The 24655-nt window shown below is 63.1% G+C and carries 21 protein-coding genes; 7 read left to right on the forward strand and 14 right to left on the reverse strand.

Annotation, left to right across the window (positions count from 1 at the left end):
* Nucleotides 1–262: 262 nt before the first annotated feature.
* A complete protein-coding gene (locus tag VT84_RS27715; RefSeq protein WP_052555896.1) occupies nt 263–946 on the forward strand; it encodes a hypothetical protein in 684 nt (227 codons plus the stop codon).
* 328 nt (nt 947–1274) lie between these two features.
* Nucleotides 1275–1847 (forward strand): DUF6931 family protein, encoded by a 573-nt coding sequence (locus tag VT84_RS27720; protein WP_082841777.1) that lies wholly within the window; start codon nt 1275–1277, stop codon nt 1845–1847.
* Between the two features lie 64 nt (nt 1848–1911).
* On the opposite strand, the gene VT84_RS27725 is transcribed toward VT84_RS27720, so the two are convergent.
* Nucleotides 1912–2325 carry a hypothetical protein gene (locus VT84_RS27725; protein ID WP_082841778.1) on the reverse strand — a complete coding sequence of 138 codons (414 nt, stop codon included), beginning with the start codon at nt 2323–2325 and terminating at the stop codon, nt 1912–1914.
* A gap of 239 nt (nt 2326–2564) precedes the next feature.
* On the opposite strand from VT84_RS27725, the gene VT84_RS27730 reads away from it, so the two are divergent.
* Nucleotides 2565–3950 (forward strand): c-type cytochrome, encoded by a 1386-nt coding sequence (locus tag VT84_RS27730; RefSeq protein ID WP_082841779.1) that lies wholly within the window; start codon nt 2565–2567, stop codon nt 3948–3950.
* An 8-nt stretch (nt 3951–3958) separates the two neighbouring features.
* On the opposite strand, the gene VT84_RS27735 is transcribed toward VT84_RS27730, so the two are convergent.
* From VT84_RS27735 to VT84_RS27755, 5 genes are all read right to left on the reverse strand, one after another.
* The gene (locus VT84_RS27735; protein ID WP_052555902.1) at nt 3959–4462 is read right to left on the reverse strand and encodes a cupin domain-containing protein; all 504 of its coding nucleotides are present in this window, start codon (nt 4460–4462) and stop codon (nt 3959–3961) included.
* A 117-nt stretch (nt 4463–4579) separates the two neighbouring features.
* Nucleotides 4580–6109, reverse strand: a complete 1530-nt coding sequence (locus VT84_RS27740) for a hypothetical protein (RefSeq protein ID WP_082841780.1) — start codon at nt 6107–6109, stop codon at nt 4580–4582.
* Between the two features lie 648 nt (nt 6110–6757).
* Nucleotides 6758–7255, reverse strand: coding sequence for a hypothetical protein (locus VT84_RS27745; RefSeq protein WP_082841781.1), 498 nt, complete (start codon nt 7253–7255; stop codon nt 6758–6760).
* A gap of 238 nt (nt 7256–7493) precedes the next feature.
* Nucleotides 7494–8363 carry a hypothetical protein gene (locus VT84_RS27750; protein WP_082841782.1) on the reverse strand — a complete coding sequence of 290 codons (870 nt, stop codon included), beginning with the start codon at nt 8361–8363 and terminating at the stop codon, nt 7494–7496.
* Between the two features lie 120 nt (nt 8364–8483).
* A complete protein-coding gene (locus VT84_RS27755) occupies nt 8484–9410 on the reverse strand; it encodes a nucleoside hydrolase (RefSeq protein WP_052555908.1) in 927 nt (308 codons plus the stop codon).
* A gap of 502 nt (nt 9411–9912) precedes the next feature.
* Here VT84_RS27755 and VT84_RS27760 point away from each other — a divergent pair.
* Entirely contained in the window at nt 9913–11163 is a 1251-nt protein-coding gene (locus VT84_RS27760; RefSeq protein WP_162271867.1) for a patatin-like phospholipase family protein, read from the forward strand.
* Nucleotides 11164–11240: 77 nt separating this feature from the next.
* Here VT84_RS27760 and VT84_RS27765 read toward each other — a convergent pair whose 3' ends face one another.
* Complete coding sequence (locus tag VT84_RS27765) at nt 11241–11636, reverse strand: hypothetical protein (protein ID WP_082838126.1); 396 nt, start codon at nt 11634–11636, stop codon at nt 11241–11243.
* A 17-nt stretch (nt 11637–11653) separates the two neighbouring features.
* On the reverse strand, nt 11654–12055 hold the full coding sequence (locus tag VT84_RS27770) for a transposase (RefSeq protein ID WP_082838127.1): 402 nt from the start codon (nt 12053–12055) through the stop codon (nt 11654–11656).
* A gap of 197 nt (nt 12056–12252) precedes the next feature.
* Between VT84_RS27770 and VT84_RS41315 the strand changes: the two genes are divergently transcribed.
* Nucleotides 12253–13050 (forward strand): hypothetical protein, encoded by a 798-nt coding sequence (locus tag VT84_RS41315; protein WP_239465486.1) that lies wholly within the window; start codon nt 12253–12255, stop codon nt 13048–13050.
* Here the strand turns inward: VT84_RS41315 and trpD are convergent.
* Nucleotides 13047–14093: an anthranilate phosphoribosyltransferase gene (trpD, locus tag VT84_RS27780; protein ID WP_255359512.1), complete on the reverse strand. Its 1047-nt coding sequence runs from the start codon at nt 14091–14093 to the stop codon at nt 13047–13049. The genes VT84_RS41315 and trpD overlap by 4 nt on opposite strands.
* A gap of 254 nt (nt 14094–14347) precedes the next feature.
* Between trpD and lexA the strand changes: the two genes are divergently transcribed.
* Entirely contained in the window at nt 14348–14977 is a 630-nt protein-coding gene (gene lexA, locus VT84_RS27785; RefSeq protein WP_082841785.1) for a transcriptional repressor LexA, read from the forward strand.
* Between the two features lie 69 nt (nt 14978–15046).
* Here lexA and VT84_RS27790 read toward each other — a convergent pair whose 3' ends face one another.
* Complete coding sequence (locus tag VT84_RS27790) at nt 15047–15775, reverse strand: Uma2 family endonuclease (RefSeq protein ID WP_162271868.1); 729 nt, start codon at nt 15773–15775, stop codon at nt 15047–15049.
* 175 nt (nt 15776–15950) lie between these two features.
* On the opposite strand from VT84_RS27790, the gene VT84_RS27795 reads away from it, so the two are divergent.
* Entirely contained in the window at nt 15951–16286 is a 336-nt protein-coding gene (locus VT84_RS27795; RefSeq protein ID WP_157469883.1) for a hypothetical protein, read from the forward strand.
* Nucleotides 16287–16419: 133 nt separating this feature from the next.
* Here the strand turns inward: VT84_RS27795 and VT84_RS27800 are convergent, their stop codons facing one another.
* From VT84_RS27800 to VT84_RS27815, 4 genes are all read right to left on the reverse strand, one after another.
* A complete protein-coding gene (locus tag VT84_RS27800; protein ID WP_082841788.1) occupies nt 16420–18486 on the reverse strand; it encodes a S46 family peptidase in 2067 nt (688 codons plus the stop codon).
* Nucleotides 18487–18786: 300 nt separating this feature from the next.
* Nucleotides 18787–22053, reverse strand: a complete 3267-nt coding sequence (locus tag VT84_RS27805) for an efflux RND transporter permease subunit (RefSeq protein WP_082841789.1) — start codon at nt 22051–22053, stop codon at nt 18787–18789.
* Between the two features lie 110 nt (nt 22054–22163).
* Nucleotides 22164–23402, reverse strand: coding sequence for an efflux RND transporter periplasmic adaptor subunit (locus VT84_RS27810; RefSeq protein ID WP_052555926.1), 1239 nt, complete (start codon nt 23400–23402; stop codon nt 22164–22166).
* 450 nt (nt 23403–23852) lie between these two features.
* Nucleotides 23853–24593 carry a response regulator transcription factor gene (locus VT84_RS27815; protein ID WP_082841790.1) on the reverse strand — a complete coding sequence of 247 codons (741 nt, stop codon included), beginning with the start codon at nt 24591–24593 and terminating at the stop codon, nt 23853–23855.
* Nucleotides 24594–24655: the final 62 nt, after the last annotated feature.

The raw sequence follows: 24655 nt of genomic DNA on the forward strand, positions 1-24655 counted from the left end.
GACCGCCGAACGAGCCGACGGTGGAGAACGTGAGGCGGATGTCAACGACCTCCATCTTATCTCATCGCACCAGAAAGAGAAATGAGACGATTCTGGGTATCAGTCCGCCCGCGCGCCTCGTCAGTAGCGGGCGCAAGTAAGAGCTAGTAACGGTCCTCCAGGAACTGTGCGGTGACGAAAAGAAACTCTGTGATAAACTGGCCTGAACTCCTGCCGTGGTTTCACCCACCAAGCCCACCACACGCCCCGACGGAGATCTCCTGTGCGTGCCCTACTAACTTCATTCCTCGCGCTCGGTCTCACTTCTTTGGCCCTGGCGCAACCGTCGAAGCCCACGGCCGACGAGCAGAAAGCAATTGATGCCGTTGTGAAGGCCGGGGGGACGGCCGAGATCGACCCCAAATTACCCGAGAAGGGGCGCGTTTCGGTGAAATTCGAGACCGGAGCCGACGCCGCGCTGGTGGCCCTCAAGAAGTACCCACAAATCGGCTCCGTCGACGTGTTCGACGCCTCGAAATGTACCGATAAGGCGTTCACCGCACTCAAAGACCTGCCCAACTTGCGCCGGTTGATTCTCAGCAAATCTAACCTGACGGTGACCCGCGTCAACGCGATCGCGCAGTGTGCGAACTTGCGCGACCTGCGAATTCCTAATGCCGGATTGACTGATACCGAAATGGTCGGCCTGAAAAAACTCGCGTTCCTCGAATCACTCGATATCTCCGAGAACCCACAGGTCACTGACAAGGGAATGGCGACGGTCAAAGCCCTAGAGCGGCTGCAGGCTCTGTACCTCTCTAAAACCGGAGTCGGCGATAAGGGACTGCTCGAACTCAAAGTGCTGGACGGGCTGCGCACGCTCTACGCGGGTTCGACCAAGATCACCGCGGACGGGGCCGAGAAGTTCGCCGACGAGATGCCCAACCTGCGAGCCGTGCGCCGATAATCACTTTTAATGCCCCGCGCCAATCACGAGGGGGGCGGCGAGGGGTGTCATTTTTCTTTGCAAATCTCGGCGAAAGATTCGCGCGCGCGTTGCCGTAAGGGTGTGGTCTCAGGTTTGAGGTCATTTTGCGACCATCCCTGGACCGTGAACGTCTCGCCGCTCAACGGTCCAGGTATAACGATTTTGGGCAACCATACCGGGCTAGTGCCCGCGTCGGCCACACTCCTCTGAGACGGGGACGGGTCGCCCAAATGGGCGAGGTGCCTACGTCCCCAGGAACACTTGAGGGCGTGCGCGAGCAATTGAGATCAGAGAGCGAAAAGGTCACATGACTACGCCCACCACCACGCCGCGCTCCACTCGACTCGCGACCGATATCGCGAAGACGCTGGCACTGTCCGAACCCGCGAAAGCGCTAATTAACCCGGCACACACACCGCGGCAGTTCTTTGACGTACTCGCGGCTCAACCCGAGTTGGCCGAAGACGCGATCCGCTTCCTGGCCGCCGCGCTCCCGAAGCGCGAAAGTGTGTGGTGGGCACTCGGGTGCGTGCGCGCCGCGTTCCCCAAGCCCGTGCCGGAAGTCACCCGGGCGATTGCAACTGCCGATGCGTGGGTGAAGGAACCGACCGAAGCCAACCGGCGCGCCTGCGGTGACGCAGCTTCGGCAGCTAACTACGGGACCGCTCCGGGGTGCCTTGCGGCCTCGGCGTTCTGGTCCGGAGGAAGCCTCGCGCCGCCGCACCTCGCCGTGGTGCCGCCGCGTGACGACCTCACCGCGACCGCCGTGGCCGCAGCCATACTGCTCGCAGCCACCGTTGATGTGACACACATCCCAGAGAGCTACACGCTGTTCCTCGCACAGGGCGCCGACATCGCGTCGGGTAAAGCACGTCTCTGATTCAGGCTTCGTGTTTTGTAAATGGAGAAGGGGAACCGGCCGGTTCCCCTCGTCATCGGAGCCGTCATTTCTTCTCGTAGAGATCCACGAAGAACTTGTTCCCATCGTTCTTGAACACGTACTTGTGGGCGTCTTCCCAATCGTGAGCCGGGGCCGCGCTCCGTTTCAACTTGTACGAGATGAAGAACGGCTTCTGCTTCGGGTCGAACTCGGAGTCGAATCGCACGTGGAAGTCCGGCGAGTGGTTCTCATTCGCCTTATCGTAGGTCCACCAGTGGAGCCGCTGCTCGCCCGGCTTGATGGTGGCAGTGTGCCAGGGATCGTTGCCCCACTTGTAGCTGTACGTGATCGTGTGCGTGCTCTTGTTCTCGATGCCAGTCACGGCGAACCGATTGGCGGCTTCAGCCGTTCCGGGGCTGAACATCGTGGCGACAAGTGCGACCGGGGCGGCCAGAGCGAGTAGGCTTGAGCGAATCATGGTTGAGTCCGTCACAAGGTGAAGTTCTGGTTGTTGTTCCGCGTCTCGCGTTGCGGGTAGTTTTGCACCGCTTACATCTCCGGTACGCGGCTACGCCAAGCTCTTGCGCTGAGACGAACTACTTTCGCGAATTTCTCTCAAGTCCCCTGTTTAGCGTTCGAGCACACCTGCTGTTCCGTTGGAGAAGGAATCTGCGGTAGGTAAGATGGCGAATACTTGGCGCCCCAGAGGACGTTCCGATGACACGGTTGTTCGCCACGCTCGCACTACTCGTCCCCTGCGCCTCGACGTTCGCCGCCGAGAACGAAGTACCGGCTTCGGGTAAGAAACCGCAGGTGGCCGATCAAATCAGCCCCACCGAACGCGGGTACCAAGCACTCACACAGACCGCGTTCATCCCGGCGTTCTGGACGCAGAACGTCGTCCCGAATGCGTGGAAGCAGTGGGGCGCGACCGAAAAGCCCACGAACTACACCACGGCCGTCCTCGAACGCTACGGCCTGCACTCTGCGCCCTACGCGAACGACGGACTACCGATGGGTCTGCGCAAAGCGAGCCGCGTGCTGAACACCGGGGTCGGGATCGACTGCATGTTGTGCCACGCGGGTTCGATTGACGGCAAAAGCATCGTCGGCCTCGGAAATTCGACGCTCGACGTTCAGGCGCTCTTCGAGGACTTCGCCAAGGTCGACGGACTGAGCGGGAAATTACCGTTCACGTTCTCGAACGTCCGCGGCACCACCGAAGCGGGCGGGTTCGGCGTGTATCTCCTTGGGTTCCGCAACCCGGACCTCACCCTCCGTACCCCACGCAAGGAACTCGGGTTACGTGACGATTTGTGTGAGGACGTGCCGGCGTGGTGGTTGATGATGAAGAAGAAAACCATCTACCACGCGGGTACGACGGATTCGCGCTCGGTGCGCACGCTCATGCAATTCATGATGCACCCGCTCACGACGCCGAAAGACTTCGAGAAGCACGAACCGGCCTTCCGCGACATTCAACAGTACCTCATCAGTCTCGAACCGCCGAAGTACCCGTACCCGATCGACGAAGCCAAAGCCGCGAAGGGCAAAGTGCTCTTCCACCAAAACTGCGCGACGTGTCACGGCACCTACGGTGAGAAGTGGACGTACCCCAACAAGGTGATCCCGCTCGACGAGATCGGCACCGATCCGACGCGGCACAAGGGCATCGACGTCACCTACGGCAAGGAATACTCCGAATCGTGGTTCGGGAAGGAAAAGAACGGCTGGTTCGTGAACGGGCTTCCGTTACGCGCAACAGCGGGTTACCAGGCACCTCCACTCGACGGTATCTGGGCCACGGCTCCGTACTTCCACAACGGCAGTGTTCCCACTCTCGATGGCGTATTGAACTCCAAAGCCCGCCTGAAGCGCTACACGCGGAGCTTCAAAACAAACGAAGCCTCCTACGACAAAGTGAACGTGGGGTGGAAGGTGACCGAGCTACGCGACCCGCCGAGCGAGAAACTGCCACCGCACGAAGCGCGCAAGATTTACGACACCTCGAAACCGGGTCGGAGCAACGCGGGTCACACCTACGGTGACGACCTCACGGACGAACAACGCGCGCAGGTGATCGAGTACCTGAAGACCTTGTAGCCAAAGCGCTAACCGCGCGGCGTCAACTTCTGAATCGCGTCGGTGAACGCGGGCCACTTCGCGGTGAGTTCGGCCCGCGACGCACTCTGATAGTCCGCGTAATCGAAGCCAGGCGCGACGGTGCAACCGAGCAGCGCGAATCCATTGTCGCCGATCAGGTGCGTGCCCTGCCACACACCACCGGGCACCACGGTTTGCGGAACTTGCCCCGCCGTAATGTCTGCACCGAGAACCACTTCGCGTCCGCTGCCGTCGGGCCACAATTGCAGCATGCGCACGGGCGACCCGAGGTAAAAGTGGAACACCTCATCGCCGGGGAGCACGTGCAGTTCAGACACGTGCCCCGGTTTGAGTAGGTAGTAAATCGCGGTGGATACGCTGCGATCCGCGTTGTGCGCGGGTAACGCCGACGCCGGGAGCGTTGCAGTGGAGCGGTACGTTTCGCGGAAGAACCCGCCCTCGACCGGGTGCGGTTGGAGTTGCAACAGGCGAATCACATCGTCCGCGATCATAGTTAATTCCAGCAGAATCGCAAATAACGCAAGTCCAAACGCAGCATCATCTTCCGACGAATCAATCCGTCTTAATCCGCGTTATCTGCGGTTCTTCATTCCTCACACTTCACAAGCTCACGGCGCCTGGCCGCGGGCCGATTCCAAGTTCGCGCTCTTCCAGGCGGCTTCGAGCGTTTGCACACTTTGAATGCCGTACTGTCGCTCCAAGGCGCGCGGGGTGCCGTAGCGTTCGGCGTCGCTCAGGAAGATTTTGAAGTTCCGCTCGCCCTTCAGCTTAATCAGGTGCTCCGTGACGCTCACGCTCTGGCAGTAATAGCCCGTGATTTTCTCGGAGGGAAAATCCTTCAGTTCAAAGAGAGCCGCGAGGTTCCGCAATTCGTTATCGCGTGCGCAGCGCGGGAGCGTTCGCGTGTACCGGCTGATCTCTTCCGGCGAACCGGCCAGGATCGCCATTCCCTCTTCGGCCCACTTGGGCGGCGGCTTGTCGGCGAACAGGTCGGCGAGGACCACGTGCGTCAGTTCCCGCGGCAGCGCGTTCGAGACGGCGGCGGTGTCATCTGCACGCAGATCGATCCGGCGGGCAGTGGCGCGTTTGTTAGTGAGGCTGACACTGGCGTGCCCCGTCATCGCGGCGGGCTTGCCCGTGGCTTTCGCGTAAACGTCGCCCGTCGTGTGGATTACGATGTCACACTTCGGTTGCCACGCGCCACCAGGCGCTCCGGACCAGCGCTCGAAAATCTGCTTGCGTCCCGCCTCCGCCGCGTTCGCCACCGACTCGCCGAGAGCGCGATCACCGCCGTGATGCACGCGGAAGCTGTCCGTCTCCACCACGTCGCCGGCCGCGCTCACGACCGGAGTAACCGCTTTCGCGCTACCGGCCTTGGCTTGGGCCGCCTTCAGCAACTGCTGGCCGACTTTCTGAAGGTCCGCGCTCTGCGGAACGAGTTGCAGTGCTTCTGTCACATCCTGTACGGCGCTGGCGGCGGTTACCGCGTCACACGACGGCGAATTCACGCGGTCCGCCGAGAGTTTGATGCGGCAATACGCCCAAGCCGCCTTTTGTTCGACAGTGAGTTTAGCCCCACCGACCGAAGCGAAGAGCTGCGCCGCGTCCGTGTAGTTGCCCTTCTTGAACGCCGCAACCGCACTCGCCGCCGAATCACCCGCCGGCGCAATTGTTGGCGCCGCAAGCGGTTCCACCGTCGGCTCGACCAGCGACGGGCCGAGATTTGGTTCCGGCAGCGTCGCGGGCACAGGCGGCATTACGGGCACCGCGGGGGCCACCGGCGTGGGGACCGGAGCCGGCTTCGCTTCACCACCGAGAAGCGAAAGTTTGCGTCGTGTTTGAGCGATGCGTTCCGCGTCCGCGTTCGGAGTCTTTTCGAGTCGGGCAACTTCGACGGTGTAGCATTCGCGGAGCAGTGTGAGGAACGCCTTACTGCCGTCCGCGTTCGAGATTTCCTTTTCCAGCGCCGCAGTCGCTTCGGCGGACGAACCCGCTTCGAGGTACTTACGGGCGTCGGCCATCGCCTGCTGCACCGCGAGTTGCTTCTCGATCGGGTCCGGTTGTGCGTCGGCAGCGACCGTGAAGCGCGCAGCGAGGGCGATGCCCATGAGGGCAAAAGCGAGCACGAAACGAAGCATCTGGCGGCGTCCTTGCCGTGAAGCGGCAGACCGGGCGATTCGCGCCCGCCGCGGAGACGGCACTCTATACGCAGACGCGGAAAGTGGGACAAGCTCAAGTACGGCAGCCGTCCTCATCCGCTTCGTTGGCACCTCGAAATTCAGAATACCGAGCGACCCATGAGACTACGAATTGACAGGGCGACTATCCTTCACCACTCAAATCCTCTCCAAAAACGCCCGAAACCGGGCTAACAATTGCTAACATTCCCGGATTGCGCCACCCGAAATTGCATTTTTCACGGGAGAAAATGCAATTCGCATTGGGTGCATGCTAACAATGACGAAATCCAGTACGTTGCAATAAGCCGCACAATCTCAAACGCGCAATGTGGACGATGTGAGGAACATTAACACCCGTCAGACATGAACGCGATGTCAGTAGAAATGGAATTTTTGGCTTCGCGACAGGGCGCGAGCCAAAACAAAACGGAACCGCCCGCGAAAGGCCAAGCGCCACCCGCGCTCCCAGGGCCGTTTAATGTGTGGAAGTGGGCAGTTACGAGGTACCTGCCCGGCGGATCACGTGTCGATTACCCGCCACCACACCCGTTCGATCGAGTTCGTGTCCGGAGAGTACCTCGGCAGGGAGGGGCCCTCACCGGAATGCTACGTTTCGCCGACGGCTAACGTCTCCAACAAAGCGGTCAGCGCCGCCCTGACCGACGCATGCGTGTAGGGGTCGTCCGGGTCGGGCGGGCGGCCCTCCACCTCGAAGTGCGGCCGTTCCCCAAACACTCGTCCCCACTCCACGTCGGCCTCGCGAACGAGTTCCTTCAGCAGATAGTCCGAGTCGAGAACCTTCCGGATGCCGGTCGCCAGCGCCGCGAGCGGCTGGTCGAGGTTGTTGAGCAGCACTTCGCTTTCCGTGAAAAGGCGGAGGACGACGGTGCCGAGAACGCCCCCGGCATCGGTCAGGTGACGGGCGATGTGTTCCTGTACTTCGATCTCCGCTTGGCGCTTGCGTGTAACCGGCGACACGCCCTTCATCATCCCGGGACCGGCCATCCGCCCGATCGCTTCGCTCAACGAAAACTTGCGCTCTGCACGGATCTCACGTTCGAGTTCGGCGTCTTTGTCGGACGGCGCGTCCTTGTGTTCGCTCATGATGTCGGCACCTCGTGGGATGCGGGCAACTTCGCTGCAATTGGCCGGGCGGCCATTCTAGCGATCCTCTGGAGCGAATTTGTCGCGCTCGCGTGCTAGCCCGTGTCTGCTGACCCGGGACCAGCGGGCCATATTGCGCCGCACGCCCATCCGACCATTAACGTGATTCGCCGAGCCGTTACATTACGAGCGGGTGGAGTGACGCAACCGCGAGAACTCAACGACCCCTCGGACCGGCTCACTTCTTGACGGCCGTTCCCAGAAGCTTGTCGAGTTCCAGTCTGATTTCCTTCGACCCGGCCCCCTTCATGATGGCCGCGTTCGCTTTGTCCAAGAGTTGCTTTTCCAGGTCCGGCTTGAGCGTCTTCACCGTGTCGAGGACGAAATCACCCGCGGCCTTCGCGTCCTCACCGTCCAGGCCGGCGGTGTGATCGATGATGATCTTGTCGTGGAACAGTTTTGCGTCGGTCACTTTGATGAGCAGCGTGACCTTCGGGAAGAACGAGCCGGGTAACTTTTCGCTCTTGCTCACGACCTCGGCTTTGATCTTCAGCCCGGCCTTGCAGTGCCCGCGCGTCTCGCCCGAGTAGAGCTGGATGCCGCGCTTCCAAAGCTGGTGCTCGACGCGGAAGTCGATCTCCATTTCCGTGTCGAGTGCCAGGTTCGCCGTGTTCGCGTCCAGGCGCACGAGATCGGCGATCGCCACGTTCAGCGTGTCGGCCGGCTTCCGCGCAGTAACGGTGGTCCGGCGCCACAAGCCGTCGTTAACCATCTGGCGCGGCGCATCCGCTCCGAACCGTTTGGGGTTGCGCAGCATCACCGCACCGACAACGAACTCCTTCTGCTTCCCCCACCCGTCGTTCGCCTTCACGAGCGGTTCGGGGAGGTTCGCGAGCGTGAGTGTGCGGAGCGTTTTCGATAGATCCGCAACCTCTTGGGACGTCGGTTGCGGCACGCTCTTGGGCGCTTTAAGCGGGATCGGAGCCGGTGCCAGCGTCGGCTTGGGCGCGGGCAACGGAAGCGGAACCGGTTCCGGATCGGGCGGTTGTGCGGAAGTACCCGCAACCAGCACCAGGCCAAGTACCATCGTCGCGGTGTAACGCATCATGAATGCTCCGTGCGCAACCTGTGTCCCTGGAGTGCGGTCCTCGCAGCCGGCTCTTTCAAGTTACCGATAGCCGCTAATTATTGTCGAGCCTCATGCTTCGGTTCACGGCTCTTCCACAAACTAATGCGCGGCCTTCAGAATGCGCTGGATGTACTCTCGGACCTCGTCCACTGCAACGCTGGTCGCGACGCGGGCGTTCGGCGCGGACGCGGGACTGGGGCGGGTGTCGATCACCGTCATCCCGCGCGTCAGTTCACCGCGCGTCTCGACGTCCACATAATGCGATTCGCTGCTCACGCACCCGGCGACCGCCACGGCCACAGTGCCCAGCACGTCCTTGAGGTGGAAGCCCTCGATGCCGTACAGGTTCGAGCTGGCCCGGATGCCGAACGGCACGATCTGGCGCAGGAATTGACACGTCCGCGAATCGGGGTTCGGCAAGTTCAGCAGGTCGCGCGGGGAGAAGATCAGCCGGCGCGTGGAGTCGAGTGTAATGAGCAGCGGGTTCAATTCGGCCGCGAACACGCGCTTGGCCGCGTCCGGGTCGAGGTGCATGTGGAACTCGGCCACCGGACCGGAGTTCCCCGCTTCCCGCCAGCACCCACCAATAACGACCGTCTGATCGAGTAGCGCGGGCAGAACCGGATCGCGATCGAGCGCGGTGGCGAGCGTCGTGAGCGGGCCGAGATTGATGACCGTGATCTGGCGCGGGTGCTCGTGTGCCAGTTCGCACAAAATCTTGTCAGCCGGGTGGAGCGTGTGCCGCGTGGCGGACGGGAACGTGACGCCGCCCAGCCCACCGGGTCCGTGGAGGGCGGTGCCGTCCGTGTCGTAGCGCACAGGTAGCGCGGCCCCGAGCTTCGGCCACTTGGGGGGATCGAGGACGTCGATGAGCGTGTGGACGTTGGCGGTCGCCTGTTCCGCGGACACGTTCCCGGCCGTCGGTAACAGACCGACGACTTCCAGGTTCGGGTCGTTGAGCGCCAGGGCCACCGCGAACGCGGTGTCGATCCCCGGATCGGCGATGAGGAGCACCTTTCGTGGCATTGAATTGTTCCCGACGGAGAGAGCGAGCCGCGAGCGAGAGTCCGCCCATTTTACCGGGCCGCCCCTGTGAGTGAAACCAAGTATCGGACCACTACTTTCGATTTGGCGACAGCGGGTAAGCAATTCCCGCGCCGGCACTTGCAAAGGGAGTGCCGGTAATCACGCCGGAGCCGTTCACGTCGAGAGTACGGTGATTCGGAACAGGTGCGTCCGGGTACCCCAGATCCGCTCCCCTCACCCGTTCATGCCGTTTGCCCGGCTTGCAAGGATTGTGCCTATTTCCTGATGCGCCCCGACTAAACACCCGATTAGGAATGTGAATATCCGTTTTCCGGGAAATCGAGCCGATGCATACTTTTGACTGGAGAAATATCCCATGAGCTTATTCCAGCAGCGAGTTGGCTCGGTGATATTCTTGGCGACGCTGCTCGGCGTCGTTGCAACTGGCTGCAAAAGCGCACGTCAAGCCAGACGAGAATGCCCAACGCCCACCACCCTCGGCATGCACACCCGTGACACGATCGACCCGGTCGCGCAAGCCGAGTTCAGTGCCCAAGCCGATTTCAAACAGATTGCCGCGCGCTCGGAGATGGTGCGTAAAGCGGCTTTGGAAAAGGCTTTAAAGGAGCGCAACCCGAACACTCCGTTTCGGGAGAAGAACGTCCTCAGTTTGTCCGGGGGCGGATCGTTCGGGGCGTTCTCGGCGGGGGTTCTGTGCGGTTGGACCGCGCGCGGCGATCGCCCCGAGTTCGATGTCGTGACCGGCATCAGCACCGGCGCGCTGACGGCCCCCTTCGCGTTCCTCGGGTCAGCCTACGACCAACAGTTGAAGACGTTCTACACGACCCTGGAAGCAAAAGACCTCTACAAGATGAAGCCCGTGCGCGGGCTGTTCCGTGAGTCGCTCGCGGACAACACCCCGCTCGCCGAGAAGGTGGCGGAGGTGCTGTCCCCGCAGGTGATATGCGAACTGGCCCGGGAGCACCAAAAGGGCCGGCGCCTCTACATCGGCACGACCGCGGCGGAGAGCAAACAGTTCGTCGTCTGGGACATCGGGGCAATCGCCTGTCGCGGGCGCCCGCAGGACGTGAAGCTCATTCAGCAAATTCTCCTCGGGTCGTCCGCCATTCCGGGCGCCTTCCCGCCACAGCACATCACGGTCGACGTGGACGGCAGGTGTGTGACGGAGCGGCACATTGATGGGGGCGTCTCAAAGGCTCTCTTCGTCATGCCGCCCTACGTGCCACCGGAGGACCGCTCGAAAGACCCGAACGCGGACCTCGCGGGAACGAACGTGTACTTCGTCGTCGCCGGGAAGTTGTACGCCGACCAGGAGAAGATCAAGCCGCTGGCGCTCACGCTGGCCAGCAAGGAAATCTCCGCGATGATCTACGCGCAAACGCGGGGCGACTTGCAGCGCTATTTCACGACCGGGATGCTGACGGGGATGAACTACTATCTGACCGCCATCCCGCCCGAGTACCCGGCCCCGACGTCGAGCATGGCGTTCACGATCCCGCAGCTCACGGGCATGTTCAACGAGGGGTACCGGATCACGTGCCAGGGGATCGCGTGGCGCCGCACGCCGCCGGGCGTCGGTCCCGGCGAAGAGGACAACGTCCGGGCCGGGACACAACTGACGTATGAGATCCGCGGTCCGATATCGCGGAGCGAGAAGGGACCGACTCCCTTCGTGCCAATTCCCATTCCAATTTCAAATGAAGGAATTCCCCCGGTCCCACCCGTCAAGTAGTCGCACGCGACCGACGCTGAGTTTCCTCGGGTCGCGGTCATGCAGAAGGCTTGCGGGCGAACCGGCGGAGCTTAGGACTACCGGACAAAACCCGATCGTAAGAGGATCACGCAAGCCGCCATCTGGCACCAGCCGAGGTAGTTGCGCGCGTTGCGGTCGCGCCGCCTGCGGACCCGGCCGAACTGGGCGAAGAAGTTGTGACACCGCTCGACGGCGTTGCGCACCTTGCCGACTCCGGGGCGCTTCTGACCACGGCCGGGAGCGTACAACCGGAACCCCTGGGAACCGGCTCGGCCCCGCGACGGTTCGTTCCCGTATGCACCGTCCGCTCGGGCGGTTGGTCGGCCCCGCTCGTCGGTCGTGTCGGTCGGCACCTCCGGGGCCGGCGCACGAACGACCAGGGCCGCCAGCACCTTGTGGGTCTGGCAGCCGTCGTTGGCCCCGGCTTTGGTGACTACGACCGCCAGGGGCATGGCTCGCGCGTCGCTCGCTATGTGGATCGCCGTGCCCGACTTGCCGCGATCAACCGGACTCGGCCCCGAAGCTTCGCCCCCTTTTCCGACGGCTTCTTGGACCCGTCGAGGAGGATCTGGTCCCAGTTGATCCCGTGCAACCGCTGGTACCGCTCGGCCAGTTGTTGCCACGCCCGAAGAAACGCATCCTCGCGGAGCCAGTCCTTGAGTCGGCGTTGGACCGTCTTGTACGACGGGAAGCACCACGGGAGCAACTCCCAACTAATGCCCGAGGCCAGGACGTACAACAGCGCGTGAAGGCATTCCCGATTGCCGCACGGCGGGCGACCGTTGCCGGACCAAACCTTGGTCGGCAGGACCGGCTCAAAGACCGCCCAGATGCCTTCCGGTAGTTCGCGGGCCAGATCCTTCAGTTGCATGGACCGAATCCTGAGCAGAATGGGTGCCGATCAGGATAGGCGACTTCGTAGTTTTGTCCGGTAGTCCTTAGCTCCGCCGGCGTCATTTCCGATTTGCCAGGTCCGCATGGCCTGGCTACGAGTACAGACAGCGATACCAGGAGTGACCTTCTCAGCATCTACCGCGTTGAAGCGAAATCGGCTTCAGAGGTCGAGAGATGACCGAAGCAGAGTGGCTAATGTGCGAAGACCCACTTTTACTGCTGAAAGCGGTTGACGATGGGACAGACAAACGAAAACTGCGATTGTTTGCACTCGCTTGCTGCCAACGCATCCAGTTTCTGCTGAGTGGTGAGGACACGAAAGGATGTCGCGCGGCCCTTGTCGCGTGGGAAAATGAAGTCGAGGGGCCAGACGGTGAAAGCCGTTTTCGGGCCGCATTGGGCGATGTGGTCAGTGATGCGATCGGCACCGGCGCGTCGATCCGCAACCCGGGCGAAGCCGGACTTTACGCGCTACATTACTCCGCGGGAGCTTTCGAGACTGCTTGCCGGGGCCAATGGGCAAATTGCGCCGACTTCGCGTGTGACGCCGTCGCTTACGATGCGCTCTGGCGCAGTGGTAATCCCGGGTTGGAACGGATCGCCGCCCTCTGGGAGCCGAGGGGGTGGCCGGGAGACATGAACCAGCGCAGGGACGAGACTGCGGTTCGGGCTTTGCCCGAGTTCGTATCCGCGTTACGAACCGAACAAACCAATCAGGTCAGTCTCATCCGCGACATCTTCGGCAACCCATTCCGCCCCGTGATCTTTTCCCCTTCCTGGCGCACGTCCGACGCCATCGCGCTCGCATCACAGATGTACGAATCGCGTGACTTCAACGCGATGCCGATTCTGGCGGACGCGCTTCAAGATGCCGGATGTGATAACGCCGACATCCTCAACCACTGCCGCGACACGTCGTTGACGCACGTGCGCGGGTGTTGGGTGGTCGATCTGGTACTCGACAAGACTTAGCCCGCCGAGCTGTCCCGGCGGCACAATTCCGCCAGCACCGCGCGCGGCTTGCCCGCCTTCAGCGCCGCGTCCGCTCGTTCGACGCCGTCCCGGAGCGTGGGCACGGCCTCCGCCGCCCACAGCGCGGCCGCCGCGTTCGCGACGATGATGCGGCGCGCCGGGCCGTCTTCGCCGTTCAGCACGCCGCGAATGATGGCCGCGCTCTCGCGCGAGTCCGCCGCGCGAATCGAGGCCGGCGAAACCGGCGCCAGCCCGAACTCGCTCGGGCTCCATTCAAGGACGTCGTACTCGTCCCCGCGCACCACGCGGACCATCGTCGGCGCCGAGAGACTCACTTCGTCCAGTCCGTCGAAGCTGGTGACCAGCACAGCCTGCCGAACCCCTAAACGCGCAAGTGCCGCGGCCAGCGGATCGAGCAACTCAGCTTTGCCCACACCAAGAAGTTGGTAGGGTGCATTGGCTGGGTTCGCGAGCGGCCCCAGCAGGTTGAACAGCGTGCGGGTACCGAGCCTTTTCCGGAGGTCGGCGACGTGAGCCATACCGCGGTGGAAGTGCGGGGCGTAGCAGAACGCGAACCCGGTGCGATCGAGGCACCGCTGTGCCCACTCCGGGCCGGCCTCGATCGGCACGCCGAGTTCGCGCAGCACGTCCGCGCTGCCCGACTTACTCGACACGGCTCGCCCGCCGTGCTTCACCACCGGCACACCGGCCCCGCACGCGACCAGCGCCGCGGCGGTGCTGATGTTGAACGTGCCGCTTTCGTCGCCGCCGGTGCCACACGTGTCCAGAACCGGACCGGACACGGGGACGAGTCCAATCATCTGTTCCCGCAGCACGAGCGCCGCAGCGGCGATTTCTTCCGCGGTTTCGCCCTTCATTCGCAGCGCGGTCAGGAACGCGGCCCCGCGGGCCTCGTCCACGCGCCCGGCGACGAGATCGCGCACCGCTTCCGTCACCCCGGCCGCCGGTAAATCTTGCCCGTTAAGGAGTTGGGCAAACAGCTCGGGGAACCAAGTTGGGGTCAAATGCTCCAAACGACGCACCCAAAAGAGGGGAGAATCCTCAAGCCCTGGCGAAATGGTATCGCGCAAGCTCAGAAAGCGAAATTTTTCTCTTCCGTTGTGAACAGTTGTTACTTATACTTTCATACAGTGGACGGGTGTAACGATTGTGCCGGTTGCGTGATCCGAAAAGGCACGAGAAATACACCCCGGTTCATCACAACCACCGACAGACCTGGATAAACCTCCAGTGAGGAAAACCGTCTGTCTACACTAACTCCTCGTTGAGGCCACCTATGTCCGACCGCCCCCTGCTGACCGATCGCCAGGAAGCGATCTACAACTTCATCCGCAAGCACATCGAGGACAAGGGCTTCCCACCCGCGATCCGCGACATCTGCACCGAGTTCGGCATCTCGTCGCCGAACGGCGTCATGTGCCACTTGAAGGCGCTGCAATCGAAAGGATACATCCAGCGCATCCAAAAGGGAGAGAACTCGGTCAAGGCGCAGGCGCGCGGGATCACGATCCCGGGCGTCACGTCCGGCGGGTTCAGCCTCCCGCTCGTCGGCGTGGTCGCGGCCGGTCGCGCGATTGAAACGACCGAACAAGACGACCGGTTGGAAATGCGCGACCTGTTCGGCAGCGACGACCTGTTCGTCGTGAAGGTCCGCGGCACCTCGATGATCGATGGCCACATTGCCGACGGCGACTTCGTCGTGATCCGCAAGAAGGAAACGTGCGAGAACGGCGAGAAGGTGGTCGCGATGGTCGAAAAAGCGATGACGCTGAAGAAATACTACAAGAAGAAGAACGAGATCCAGTTGCACCCGATGAACAGCACGATGGAGCCGATCATCGTGGACCCGGCCCGCGAAGACATTCGCATCCTGGGCGTGCTGGCCGGCGTCATCCGGAAGTGCTGAACCGCTCCGGCGGAGTGCAGTGACTGAGCGACCGCACGAAAGCGGGTCACAGTTGGTGGCCCGCTTCCGTCACTGTCCCTTTTTGGGTTTCGGCTGAGTCTTATTGCCTGAAGTCTTAGGGGCCTTCGGCGCGCGGCTCTCGAAAATCCGCGACACCTTCACAGCGAACCCCGGCAGCACGGTTCCACCATCCAGTTCGTCGTTCACCCCGAGCGTCTTCTTGCGCTTCGGGTTGCCCTTTGGGTACACATCCACTTCTTTCCGCTCGGGGTCCACGAACCACACGAGTTTCACGCCAGATTTCGCATACTCCGCGAGCTTGATCTCCATTTCGCGCTGCGTATTGCTCGGGCTGAGCACCTCTACCGCGAGGTCCGGCGGCACTTCCAGAAACGCGCCGGCGGGGTTCTCGATCTCGTTCGGGTCGTCCACGCTGTCCCAGCGGATGAACGAGACATCGGGCACGCGAACCAAATCGAGTTTGAACCGAATCAGTCCCTGAGCACCGGCTACGAGTCCGAGATTGTGCGTTTCAAGAAACGCCAAGAGGAGGTAGATGATCCGCGCGCCAATCGCATCGTCTCGGAAGCCCATCGTTTTCTCCACGAGAATCCCGTCGACGAGTTCGCACCCTCGGTCGCCAGTGATGGAGCCATCGAGCAAGTCCTGTACGGTCGCGGTACCCGGGGCGGGAAACGACAGAATGCGCGATTCGGGGACGTGGCCGATCCGCTCTTGGACGTCGGCGATCGTGGGGAACTTGGTTTTCGGCGTGGTTCTCGCAGTGAAAGCGGGCATTCGTGCGCTCCTGTGGGTCGATGGCATTGTGACGCAAGGCCCCATTCGTCACAACCTCAAGGGGCACTCATTTCTTCAGGGTTCGGCGGTGTAAGGGAAAATTGGTGGCGGACAAGCCGGCAGAATTTCGCATTGAGTGTGAACAGCCGTAACCACACAAGCGGGTTCGTTGACTATGCCTGCGATGCTTCACAACGGTCAGTGGTACCTCTATAGCGCGGGAAAGGACTTCGAGCCGCTCAAGCTGCCGCCCGGATTCCCGCCCCTCATTCCGCTGCCGGGCGCCCGACCGCGTGTCTCGCGGTTCGTTGGTGTGTGGCTCAATCTGGCGACCGGGCGCGGCGGCGGAGTTCCCGCGATGGACGAGGAAGGTGCCCTGCGGCTCGCACGCGAAGAGATACTCAAACAACCGCCGGCCGAGCGCGTCGGGGCGTCGCCCCAGGATTGCCGCGCGCACGCTGGCTCGGCTGTAACGGTGTCTGACGACTCGGGTTGTGCGATCGTGAGGTGAGTGACTCGACCGGCGTGAACGTTAGACGAGACTGCCGGACTCCACCCGTTCGTTGGCACTCGTGGTTCGCCTGAATGTTTCTTGGCGAACCACGAGTGCCAACGAACGAGTGGAACACATGCCCGCGGTGTGGTTACTTGCCCGTCAGTTCTTTAACGAGCGGCGCGGCCGGGTACAGTTTGCGGAGCGCATCCAGTACAGCCTTCGAGTGAACCGCGATGTGCCGGGCCTGCACGTCGGTGTACACGAAGTTCCGCACCAGCCCGTGCCGGTTTCGGTCGAAATTGATGCCGACCAGTTCGCCCGCGCGGTTCAGAACCGGGCTGCCGGAGTTGCCGCCGATCGTGTCCGCAGTGCTCACGAAGTTAAAAGGGGTCTTGAGGTCGAGTTTGTCCTTCCCCTCCAGCCACCGCTTCGGCAGATCGAACGGCTCCTTGCCGTCTAACTTCGCGGCCTTCTCGAACGCTTCGCCGAACGTCGTGTGGAAGTTCAACTTCTCGCCGCCGACCTCGTACCCGCGCACGGTGCCGAACGCCAGGCGCAGCGTGAATGTTGCGTCCGGTGCGACCGAGTTGCCGTAGGCCAGGAACCGCACGCCGGAGAGCGCGGCATACGCCTGACGCTCCGGTTCTTCGGTCTCGTTTTCGTACTGCGTGCGCAGTTTGCGCGATTCGGCGTCCACAGACTTCGCCAGAACAATGAGCGGGTCTTTGCTCGCGTCGATCGCTTCCTTCCCGCCATCGACCAGTTTCTTCCGCTCGGCCGGGTCGAGGAGCTTCGTCCCCGCGATCAACTCTTCCGCACGAGCGGCCGGGTTCTTCCCCGCGAGAACGATCTTCACGAGCGCGTGCTCGCCGCCGAGGTTCTCAGCCATGAACGTGAGCGACGCGGTGAGCTTCGCGCGCTCCAGTTCCGGGTAAATCGGCGCCGGGCTGAAGAGCTGGTACTTGAGCGATTCGAGGTTGGAGTCGCGGTATTCGCGGAGCCGGTCGGCCGACTTCTTCGGCAACTCGTCGCCCATCCGCACGCAGTGCCGGGCGGTGCCGAACAGCGGCGAGAAGAATGCGTGCCCGGTTTCGACCAGCCCGTGCTCCTTCTCGAACCCGCGGAGCTTCACCTGGACGGCCTCGATCTTCACGAGCGCGTCGAGCGTGTCGTCGAACGCGGCCAACCGTTTCGGATCGACCGGCCCGGGGGTCAGTGACCGGTACTTGTGTGTCGCGGCGCTCTCAACGAGCCCGCGCTCGGATTTCTGCTTCTGTTCCATGATCTTCGGATCGAGCAGCCCCTGGAGTTGCCCACTGAACGCCTTGCGCGCGTTCGCGACGCTGTGCAAATCAGTGGCGGCTTGCCGCGCGTTCTCGCCGCTCTGCTCGCTGTACTGTTTCAGGGCCGCTTCGAGCGTGCGCAAGCGGTACAGCGTGTAGGGCAGCGTGTGGTCGCGGCGGTGCTTGAGGCGCGCGAGCGTTTCGAGGCGCTGGGTGGTTCCGGGGTGCCCGGTCACGAACACCAAGTCGCCGCCCGCGGGTCCGGTTTCGCTCCACTTAAAGAAGTTCGGCGTCTTCGCCGGCGCGCCGTTCTCGTAAGCGCGGAAGAACGCGATGTCGAGGTTCATGCGCGGGTACTCGAAGTTATCGACGTCCCCGCCGAAGCTCGCGATCTGCCGCTCCGGGGCGAACACGAGGCGCACGTCGGTGTACTTCTTGTAGCGGTACAGGTGGTACAGCCCGCCGTTGTAGAGCGTCACCACGTCCGACCGCAGCCCGGTCTTGTCGAGCGAGTCCTTCTCGATCTTGCCCATCACCGCGCGCCGGGCGGCGAACGCTTCCGCGCCGGTCATGTTCGGCTTCACGGCGGCGTTCACATCACCCGTCACGTCGACGATTTCCTGGAGTACGTTGATTTCCTGGTCCGGGCACTTCAGTTCCTTCTCGCGCGTATCGGCGTAGAAGCCGTCGCGCAGGAAATCCTGGCCCGCCTTGCTGAGCTTCTGCAACGAGTCGGCCGCGACGTGGTGGTTCGTGACGAACAGCCCCTCCGCCGACACGAACCCGCCCGATCCGCCGCTGTTGAGGCGCACCGACCCGAGCATCGCGTTCTTCACCCACACGTCGGTGAGGTCGAACTGGTGCGCGTCCTTGAGGTGCTGTTTGGGCGGGTCGTTGAGCAACCACATCCCTTCGTCCGAAACCGCCGGCATGGTCCAGACTCCGACGAGTGCGAGTGCGAGAACGAGAGTGGGAATCCTATTTGTGCCGCGGGCTGATCGAACAGCCTTCCCGCGGAAGAACGCGAGGTCGCTCATCGGGAACTGCCCCTGGGACGCGAGTGTCACACGACAGGACAAGAACACGGGGGATAGTGTACGGCGGCGCGAGCCACTTCGCGACACCGGAAAGTGCGGGCTACAAACGCCCACCCGCTCCGCGACCGTCGCAGTTCACCATTGTCCTTGGCGAACCGCGACGGTCACGGAGCGGGTGGAAGTTCACTCCAGTCATTACGCCGTGTGCGGCGGAACCGGCGCCTCCGGCTTGGCTGGCTCGTGCGCCGGTGCGGGCGCGTGAGCCTTGCTGCCGCGGAAGCGCTCGATCAGGTTGTAGAACACCGGCGTGAAGAAGATCCCGAACACCGTCACGCCCAACATCCCGCTGAACACCGCGGTACCGAGCGCCTTCCGCATTTCGGCCCCCGCACCCTCACCGACCAGCAGCGGAACCACGCCGAGGATGAACGCGAAGCTGGTCATCAGAATGGGCCGCAGGCGCTGGGTCGCGGCTTCGACGGCCGCCTCGAACCGCGGCATCCCGGCCTCGCGCTTCTGCTTCGCGAACTCCACGATGAGGATCGCGTTCTTGGTCGCCAGACCGACCAGCACCACCAGTCCGATCTGACTGAACACGTTCAAGTCCTGGAACGTCACCAGTAGCCCGATCACGGCGCACAGGAGGCACATCGGCACGATCAGCACGATCGCGAGCGGTAGCAGCCAGCTCTCGTACAGCGCGGCCAGTACCAGGAACGCCACCAGCACGCTGAGGCCGAACACCAGGAGCGTGGTGTCGCCGCGGAACTCGAACACGCCCGATAGCCCGACCTTCGTGTTGGCGGCCTGCTTCTGCTGGTACGCCATGTCCGTCCACTCGTAACTCAAGCCCGGTGGCAGGTCGCGCTTCGCGAGTTTCTCCATCTTCTCGATCGCCTGCCCCGACGAGATCAGGAACGGGATCGTGATCCCGTTCAGGTCGGCCGACGGGTACATCTGGTAACGGTTGACCTTAGTCGGCCCCTGGTACGGTTCCGTTTTGATGAGCCCCGCGATCGGGATCATGTCGCCGTTCGCCCCGCGCACTTTAATCTTGTTCAGATCCTCGACCGACCGGCGGAACGGCCCGTCGGCCTGCACGGTCACCTGCCAGTTCCGGTTGTCAAGCGTGATGTCGTTGACGTAGACCTGCCCCATGTACGACTGGAGCGCGTCGTTAACGGCACTGACCGACACGCCCATCTGCTGCACGCGGTCGCGGTCCACCGTGAGGAACACCTGCGGGTTGTTCGACCGGTACGAGCTGAACGCCGCCGGGATGCCTTCCGCCGGGTTCTTGCTCGCTTCCCCGGCCAGCGCCCACGTCATCCCTTCGAGCGCTTCCGACCCTAAGTTCCCACGGTCCTGGATCTGCATCTTGAACCCGCCGGCGTTACCCAGTCCCAGGATCGGCGGCGCGCCGAACGCGGTCGCCGTACCACCGCGGATCTTCTCGAACTTCGCGTTCAGGTCGCGCATGATGTCATCCGCGTGGCGCCCCTTGCGCTGCTCGAACGGCTTCAAGCACACGTAAATACCGCCGTTGTTCGAGACGTTCGCGCTGGAGAAGATCGAGTACCCGCTGATCTGCACCGTGTTGGCCACGCCGTCCGTCGAGAGGCACGCATCGGCCACTTCCTTCATCACCGCGTCGGTACGCTCGACCGCGTCGCCCGGGGGCAGTTCCAAGTTCACAACCAAGTACCCCTGGTCCTGCTGCGGGATGAACCCACCGGGTACCGTGCGGAACCCCATATACGCCAGCCCCAACAGCCCGGCGTACACCACCAGCACCACGACCGTGAGCCGGATCAGCCAACCGATCGAACTCCCGTACAACTTCGTCCCGCGGTCAAATGTCCAGTTGAACCCGCGAAACAACCACCACCCGAACAAGTAGAACAGCGCCTTATCGATCCAGTCCTTCCCACCGTGGTGGTCCCGCAACAGGATCGGGCACAGGGCCGGGCTGAGCGTGAGCGAGTTGAACGCCGAGATCACCGTACTGACCGCGATCGTCACCGCGAACTGTTTGAAGAACTGCCCGGTCAACCCCGGGATGACCGCGGCCGGCACGAACACGGCGCACAGCACGAGCGACACACCGATAATCGCCATCCCCACTTCGGACATCGCTTTTCTGGTCGCGTCGAGTGGGGTAAGCCCCCGCGCGATGTGGAACTCGACCGCCTCGACCACCACGATCGCGTCGTCCACCACGATGCCGATCGCGAGCACCATACCGAAGAGCGTGAGGTTGTTGATCGAGTACCCGAGCGCGAACATGACCGCGAGTGTCCCCACCAGCGACACCGGCACCGCGATCATCGGGATGAGGGCCGCGCGCCAGTTCTGCAGGAACAGCAGCACCACGATGAACACGAGGACGATGGCCTCGAACAGCGTCTTCACCACCTCCTGCACGCTCGCCCGCACGAAGTCCGTCGGGTCATAAACAATGTCGTACTCGAGGCCGTCCGGCCAGTCCGGGGACGCGCGCAACTCCTTCATCTTCTCCTTGATCGCGGTCGCGGTACTGAAGGCGTTCCCCCCCGGGAGCTGGAACACCGGGAGCCCGACCGAGGGGCGGTTGTTCAGCGCGCTGGACGAGTCGTAGGCCTTCGCCCCGAGTTCGACGCGGGCCACGTCGCGCAACCGCACCAGCGCCTCGCCCTTCGCCCCGGTCTTCACCACGATGTCCTTGAACTGCTGCTCGGTTTTCAGCCGGCCCAGCGTGTTCACCACGAGTTGCCGCGCCTGCCCGCGCGGGACCGGCGGAAGGCCGATCTGCCCGGCCGCGACCTGTACGTTCTGCTTGCGGATCGCGTCCACCACCTCGGCCGGCACGAGGTTCACGTTGGTCATCTTGTCCGGGTCCAGCCACACGCGCATCGAGTAGTCGCGGTTCCCGAACATGAACACGTCGCCGACCCCGTCGATGCGCGCGAGTTCGTCCTTCACCGCGAGGTTCGAGTGCCGGCTCACGGCCAACTGCTGCTCGAAGATCTCGGCGTCCGACTTCGCCTCCTTCGTCGCGAACATGTTCACGACGAGCAGGATCGCGGTGGACTGTTTCTTGGTCACGACCCCGAGCCGGCGCACCTCCTCGGGCAACTGCGGCAGGGCCACGTTCACCCGGTTCTGCACCAGAACCTGCGCCATGTCCGGGTTCGTGCCGTGCTTGAACGTGATGATGAGCCGCATGGCGCCGTCGTTGGTCGCCTGCGACTCCATATACATCATCCCCTCAACGCCGTTGACCTGCTGCTCCAGGGGAGCGGCCACGGTCTCGGACAGCGTGCGCGCGTCGGCCCCGGGGTAGTTCGCGGTGACCACGACCTGGGGCGGGACGACTTCCGGGTACTGCGCGATCGGGAGCTGAGTGAGCGCGAGTATCCCCGCGAGCGTAATCAGCACCGAGAGCACCGCGGCGAAAACCGGTCGCGTGATAAAAAACTGCATGAGCAATGGGCCGGGTCAGGGTTCGCGAATCAGAACAGCAAGTGACGCGCGACACCGAGGCCCGGGCGGGACCGGGCCGGCGCGCACACGTTGTCACTCGACACGATTGGTTATTTCACTGTGACGGGCACGCCGGGGCGCACGCGCAGGAGGTTGTCGGCCACGACCGTATCGGACTCGTCCAGCCCGCTCGTTGCGGACGCGGACGCCCGCCGGTTCACTTCCACGAGCCCGTTGAACGCCTCGCCCGGCTCGACCTCGCGGAGTTGGGCCTTCCCCTCTACGACCACGTACACGTACTGTTTCCGCTGCTGACTGAAGATTACGGACTCCGGTATCGCCAGAACCTCGCGGGGGCTACCGGCCGAGACCCGCACCTGCACCGACGACCCGTCGAGAAGCGGCGGCACGCGATCCTTCCCCGGCACGGCCGGGGGGAGCGGGTTCGCGAACTCGGCGCGAATGGTCCGCGTGCCCGTTTCGCGCTCGATCCGGACGTCGGCGTAATTGACGGTACTGTTGTGGACCCGGTCGTTCGGGTCCGTGACGTAGTCCTTCTCGTTCTTGAGCTTGATCGTCACCCCGATCTTCTCGGGGGTGGCGATGGCGCCCGCCCGGATGCGTTCCGTGTACCATAGCGACGTGAGCTCGTCCACTTCCCACAAGCAGTAGATCGGTGTAACCGGGTACACGGAAACGAGTTCCGTTTTGTAGGCGTCGACCAGTGCCCCGGACGCTACGGGCATCACGAACGTCTGGCTCACGCGCCCGGTTGTCGGGGCGTAGATGGTGCAGTATTTGAGGCTCTCTTCGGCCTTCGTCAGCGCCGACTCGTTCGCGATCTTCGTGGCCTTCGAGACCTCCAACTGCGCTTCGGACACCTTCACGTTGGCCGCGGCCTTGTCCAGTTCGGTCTTGGACCCGACGCCGGTATTGATTTGTTGTGTGATGCGGGCGTGTTCGGCCTTGTCGCGCTCGATCTGCGCCGTCCAGTTCGCGATGTCGGCCTTCGCCTTCGAGATGTCGGCTTTGGCCTTCTCCACGTCGGCCATGTAGAGCACCGGGTCGATCCGGAACAGGACCGTCTTGCCCTCTTCGACGTAGTCGCCGTCCTTGAACTCGCGCGTGAGCACGCGCCCGGTCACCTGCGGGAGCACCTTCACCGGGTCTTTCGTAACCAGGCGCCCGGTAAACTCTTTCGTCGGGTTGAGCCGCGTCAGTTTCGGGCGAACGGTCGCGACCGTCGGCGGTTCGGGCGGGGGCGGCTCGCCCGGCCCCTTCCCGCACCCGATAGTCGTCACGACGGTCACACCCAAAACCGCAATTGAAAACGCATGCGAAAACCGCATCGATCGCTCCGTGCGACGTTGAATACAAGAAGTGTTAATAAATAGTGGGGGCGACCGGGCGATCTAACAGTCTCCGAGGAAACCTCGAATTCCGCTGAATGGCAACACGAACCCAGACCTTTGTCAATGTCCGTAGCCGGGCGAAGTGTGTGAAACTTGTGCGGGGAAAGACGAGTTTGGAGGAGTGCGCCGTAGACCGGGAGTCGGTCCCATGAAAGTGCGCGCTGAACGCACCGCGTGATTGTTCGCGGGATCGCGCGAAGTGTGATCCGAACAGACCGACAAATTAAGTGGAATTTTTGACCGGAGTAGTGGGGGTGGCTCGATTGAGATGGAGCCTCGATCACGTAGGTGCCGGTTCCCCGCGGTGTGTTGAACCCGTAAACCCCGTCGGAGACGCTGCACTCGATCTCGCTCCCGCCCGCGCGAACGCGGGAGGAGCGGGCGCACTCAGGTCGAGGCTTCGATAGACGCGAGTTCCGGCTCGACCACGCCCTTCCAGCACCCGGGGCAGATGCCGTGACTGAAGCGGGCCGCCGAGTGCGCGGTAATGTACGTTTCCACCCGGTGCCAGTAGTTCTGGTCGTCGCGGACCGCCTTACAGTAACTGCAGATCGGGAGCAGCCCCTTCAGCTCCTTCACCTGACCGAGCACGGCTTCCAGATCCCGGACGCGGTCGGCCAGCCCCCGCTGGAGCGCCAGCACGCGCTCCCCCACGCGGATGCGCGAGCGCAGCTCTTGCCGGTCGAACGGCTTGGTCACGTAATCGTCCGCGCCGCTCTCCAACCCGGCCACGATGTCGTCCGACTGCCCGCGCGCGGTCAACAGGATGACGTAAGTGGGGATCGGCTGGGCCAGTGCGCGCACCCGCCGGCACACCTCCGGTCCTTCCAGCCCGGGCATCATCCAGTCGAGGATCGCCAGGTTCGGCGCGTCTTCGGCGAGCAGCGCCGCCCACGCCTCGTTCCCGTCGCGGGTGACGACGACGTCGTACCCCCACCCGCGCAGAGTGTGGTCCAGTAGCGTGCGCGAAACCGGGTCGTCCTCGGCGATGAGCGCGCGGGGAGCGGCCACCACCCGGCGCCCCGGGGGCGGCACGGTTCCGGAAATGCTCCCCCGCGACACGTGTTCGCAAACCGGCGCCGGGTACGGCGGCGGGGGAGGAGCGGGAACGGCGGGTGTTTCTGACATGGTCTGTATCTCGATCACGAGAACCGGTCGCGCGCGGCGCTAACCCGCGCGGCCGATTACTC

Origin of the sequence: Gemmata sp. SH-PL17 (assembly GCF_001610855.1) — a bacterium.
GTDB classification, from domain to species: domain Bacteria; phylum Planctomycetota; class Planctomycetia; order Gemmatales; family Gemmataceae; genus Gemmata; species Gemmata massiliana.